The organism is Nitrosomonas sp. Nm34 (genome assembly GCF_900113925.1).
In the GTDB taxonomy this organism is placed as follows: domain Bacteria; phylum Pseudomonadota; class Gammaproteobacteria; order Burkholderiales; family Nitrosomonadaceae; genus Nitrosomonas.
This window is the reverse complement of sequence record NZ_FORD01000115.1, coordinates 1-3,535: the sequence shown is the minus strand read 5'-3', so window position 1 is coordinate 3,535 and position 3,535 is coordinate 1. Positions and strand designations below refer to the sequence as shown.

General features: G+C 37.4%; 3 protein-coding genes. All 3 read left to right on the top strand.

What is annotated here, in order from left to right; all coding sequences use genetic code 11:
- The first annotated feature begins 441 nt into the window (after positions 1 to 441).
- The 3 genes from pstC (at position 442) to pstB (ending at position 3,250) form a co-directional block, all read left to right on the top strand.
- On the top strand, positions 442 to 1,389 hold the full coding sequence (pstC, locus tag BM283_RS17395; protein ID WP_090695381.1) for a phosphate ABC transporter permease subunit PstC: 948 nt from the start codon (positions 442 to 444) through the stop codon (positions 1,387 to 1,389).
- A gap of 131 nt (positions 1,390 to 1,520) precedes the next feature.
- A complete protein-coding gene (gene pstA, locus BM283_RS17390; protein WP_090695379.1) occupies positions 1,521 to 2,447 on the top strand; it encodes a phosphate ABC transporter permease PstA in 927 nt (308 codons plus the stop codon).
- On the top strand, positions 2,441 to 3,250 hold the full coding sequence (pstB, locus tag BM283_RS17385) for a phosphate ABC transporter ATP-binding protein PstB (RefSeq protein WP_090695376.1): 810 nt from the start codon (positions 2,441 to 2,443) through the stop codon (positions 3,248 to 3,250). Before pstA ends, pstB begins: the two co-directional genes overlap by 7 nt.
- Positions 3,251 to 3,535: the final 285 nt, after the last annotated feature.

Genomic DNA, 3,535 nt, shown 5'->3' with positions numbered 1-3,535 from the left:
GGAGGCTGAGGATGAAGATGACGAGGAAGAGGGAAATAGTGAAGAAGCTAAAGAAAATGCTTCCGAAGAAGACTCCGATGAGGAAGATGATTAATCATATTTGACTCATCAAAATCGAAGGACTTTATCACCATGATATCGATGTTCACTCGATAGAGTGAACATCGATTCAGAATCGATAGATTGATGGGAGCGAGAGAATTTCTTTTTTCAGCGGAACATTTTATTAATCCTTTATTTACAAAGTAAAATTGGTGAAATAAAGATTAATTAACTTCCATAATGTGATTACACATTTCTAGCAAGAAGTTAAGCTATGAGTAGAGTTTTTCAGTACTCAATATTAATGAATCACATCATATCGATGGAGTGCTTCTCATAAAACAAATTGATTCTTATTTTTGAATAAAAAAACAAATTAAATTAATATAGAAAACTAATATGTATTCAAAAAATATAAAGAGTACATGTGAGAAGAAAGGCAGATCAACTGGTAATCTTCGGTATAGCTATAAGCGCCATTTAAGAGAAAAATTTATAGAACTGCTGCTGCTTTTGGCAGCTTTTTTTTCAGTTGTAATTACCTTTTCTATTGTTTTCATGCTGATAAAAGAATCGATCACATTTTTTCAGCATGTTTCAATTTGGGAATTTCTTACAGAGAAACAATGGACACCATTATTTGATGATGCGCATTACGGAATTCTTCCCTTAGTCTCAGGAACGGTAGTAAGTTCAACTATTGCCCTTCTAGTGGCGCTTCCATTAGGTACAACGATAGCTATTTATCTTTCTGAATTTGCATCATATACAGTACGAGAGATTGCAAAACCATTTCTGGAATTGCTAGGCGGTATCCCTACCATCGTTTATGGTTATTTCGCTCTCTTATTCGTTACACCCTTATTGCAGATAATTATTCCTGATCTACCCGGGTTTAGCTTGCTATCCGCTGGATTAGTAATGGGAATAATGATTATTCCTTATGTAAGTTCAATGACTGAAGATGCGATGCGTTCTGTGCCAATGCATTTACGGGAAGGTTCTTATGCCATGGGTGCCACAAGGTTTCAGACGGCTATTAAAGTGGTAATGCCTGCAGCGTTCTCAGGTATCGCTGCTGCTTATATTTTAGCTATTTCTCGGGCAGTTGGAGAAACTATGGTCGTAGCTATTGCTGCTGGAATGCAACCAAATCTAACGTGGAATCCCATGGAACAAGCAGCCACAATCACTGCATATATTGTTCAGGTAAGCTTGGGTGATTTGCCGCATGGTAGCATTGGCTATCAAACTATTTTTGCAGCAGGGCTAACTTTATTATTGATCACATTGATTTTTAATATACTTGGTCATCTGCTACGTAAGCGTTATCGTGAGACATATTAGAGAAGCTTTTACTATTCTAAAATTGGATTCGGATTATATTTAAGTTAAGCCGCCGCTATTAAATGGATGCAGTTATGACCAATGCTTTGTTAAGTATTTTTTGAAAATTTTATTGTTATTAACCAGCATTTATGAGTGATGAAAAGAAATTAGAAGAATTACGTGTGGTTATTGCCCGACATAAACTTTGGGATTTAATTTTTTTAATTTCGGGTATGCTTGCTTTAATGCTCGCTATATTGACATTTATTGCTTTATTTACACAAATGCTCATAGATGGTGCACCACGTTTATCCTGGGATTTTTTTACTTCATTCCCTTCGCGTCGTCCAGAATCTGCGGGTATACTTTCAGCGTGGGTTGGCACTACGCTAGTAATGTTGGTTACAGCAATAGCAGCTATCCCGCTTGGGGTAGCTGCCGGAGTTTATTTAGAAGAATACGCCCCTAAAAATTTATTCACAGAACTAATAGAAATTAATGTTACCAACCTTGCGGGAGTACCTTCTATTATTTACGGTTTATTAGCATTGGGTCTGTTTGTTTATCAATTAGGTCTGGGGCAGAGTATTTTGGCTGCTGGATTAACGCTGGCTCTTTTAATTTTACCTATTGTAATTGTAGCAACTCGTGAGGCAATACGATCTATTCCAGTTGCGATTCGGGAAGGTTCTTATGCTTTAGGTGCCACCAAGTGGGAAACAGTTGCTGATCATTTATTACCATATTCTGCACCGGGTATCTTGACCGGTATCATTATCGGCTTAGCTCGAGCAATTGGTGAAACAGCCCCTATTATAACAATTGGCGCATTAACTTTTATTGCGTTCTTGCCTCCCTCTCCAATAAAAAGTGAATTTCCATTTATATCATTTGAATGGTTGACAGCACCTTTCACGGTAATGCCAATACAAATGTTTAATTGGGTATCACGACCTGAAGAGGAGTTTCAGTTTAATGCAGCAGCAGCAGGACTGGTCCTGGTTGTTATGACGCTTGCAATGAATGCATTGGCTATTTATCTTCGCTATCGTATGCGTAAAAAAATCAAATGGTAAAAAATAATTTAGTAGAACCTGAAGCAGATAAGTTCTCTCCTGCTCAATATAAATCCATAGTTAAAAATTTGAATTTTTATTATGGAAATTTTAATGCGTTGAGAAATATTGATATGGTTTTACATGAAAAGCAGGTAACTGCACTAATAGGCCCATCAGGCTGCGGTAAATCTACTTTTCTGCGATGCTTTAATAGGATGCACGATCTTTATACAGGTAATCGGTATGAAGGTGAGATCATTCTTTACCCAGACAACGAGAATATTCTGTCTTCTCATGTTGACCCGATTGAAGTAAGAATGCGTATCAGCATGGTATTTCAAAAACCGAACCCTTTTCCTAAATCAATCTATGAAAATGTCGCTTATGGGTTGAAAGTAAGGGGCGTTAAGCAACGTGCAATGTTGGAAGAGAAAGTGGAGGATGCGTTACGTAATGCAGCCTTGTGGGATGAAGTTAAAGATCGGCTGAATGACCTTGCTTTTAATCTATCTGGTGGACAGCAGCAGCGATTATGTATTGCAAGAGCGCTTGCAACTGACCCTGAAATATTATTATTTGATGAACCTACTTCGGCATTAGACCCAATTGCAACTGCCAGCATTGAAGAATTGATCGCTGATCTTAAAAATAAAGTGACCATACTTATAGTAACTCATAATATGCAACAAGCTGCTCGAGTTTCTGACTATACCGCTTATATGTATTTAGGTCAGTTAATAGAATTTAATACAACAGACACTATTTTTATCAAACCAAAGAACAAGCAAACAGAAGATTATATTACAGGACGCTTTGGCTAGATCTTTGCTTTGACATATTTAAGCAAATAACAAATTGTTCAAGAGGGCTAATGCGGTGAAGTGATTTTTTCCGATGATTGTGGCGGAAGAAGTAGATTAATCCGTTTGGATAACAGTCTATGCCTAAACGCTTTCTATATATTTCAGGTTGACCAGATGTTACCGCTTATTCTCAAGTCTGGCAATAGCGAGTCTCTTCCAATATGAAATGAGTCTGAAGTGGGTGCGTATTTCCAGCGAGAAATGAGTCTGAGCAACTAGATTCTGAATTGGTCATTATGCGAG

Bases quoted from the DNA above. Each gene is read 5' to 3' on its own strand.
- pstC (WP_090695381.1), top strand. From the start codon at position 442: ATGTATTCAAAAAATATAAAGAGTACATGTGAGAAGAAAGGCAGATCA.
- pstB (WP_090695376.1), top strand. From the start codon at position 2,441: ATGGTAAAAAATAATTTAGTAGAACCTGAAGCAGATAAGTTCTCTCCT.
- pstA (WP_090695379.1), top strand. From the start codon at position 1,521: ATGAGTGATGAAAAGAAATTAGAAGAATTACGTGTGGTTATTGCCCGA.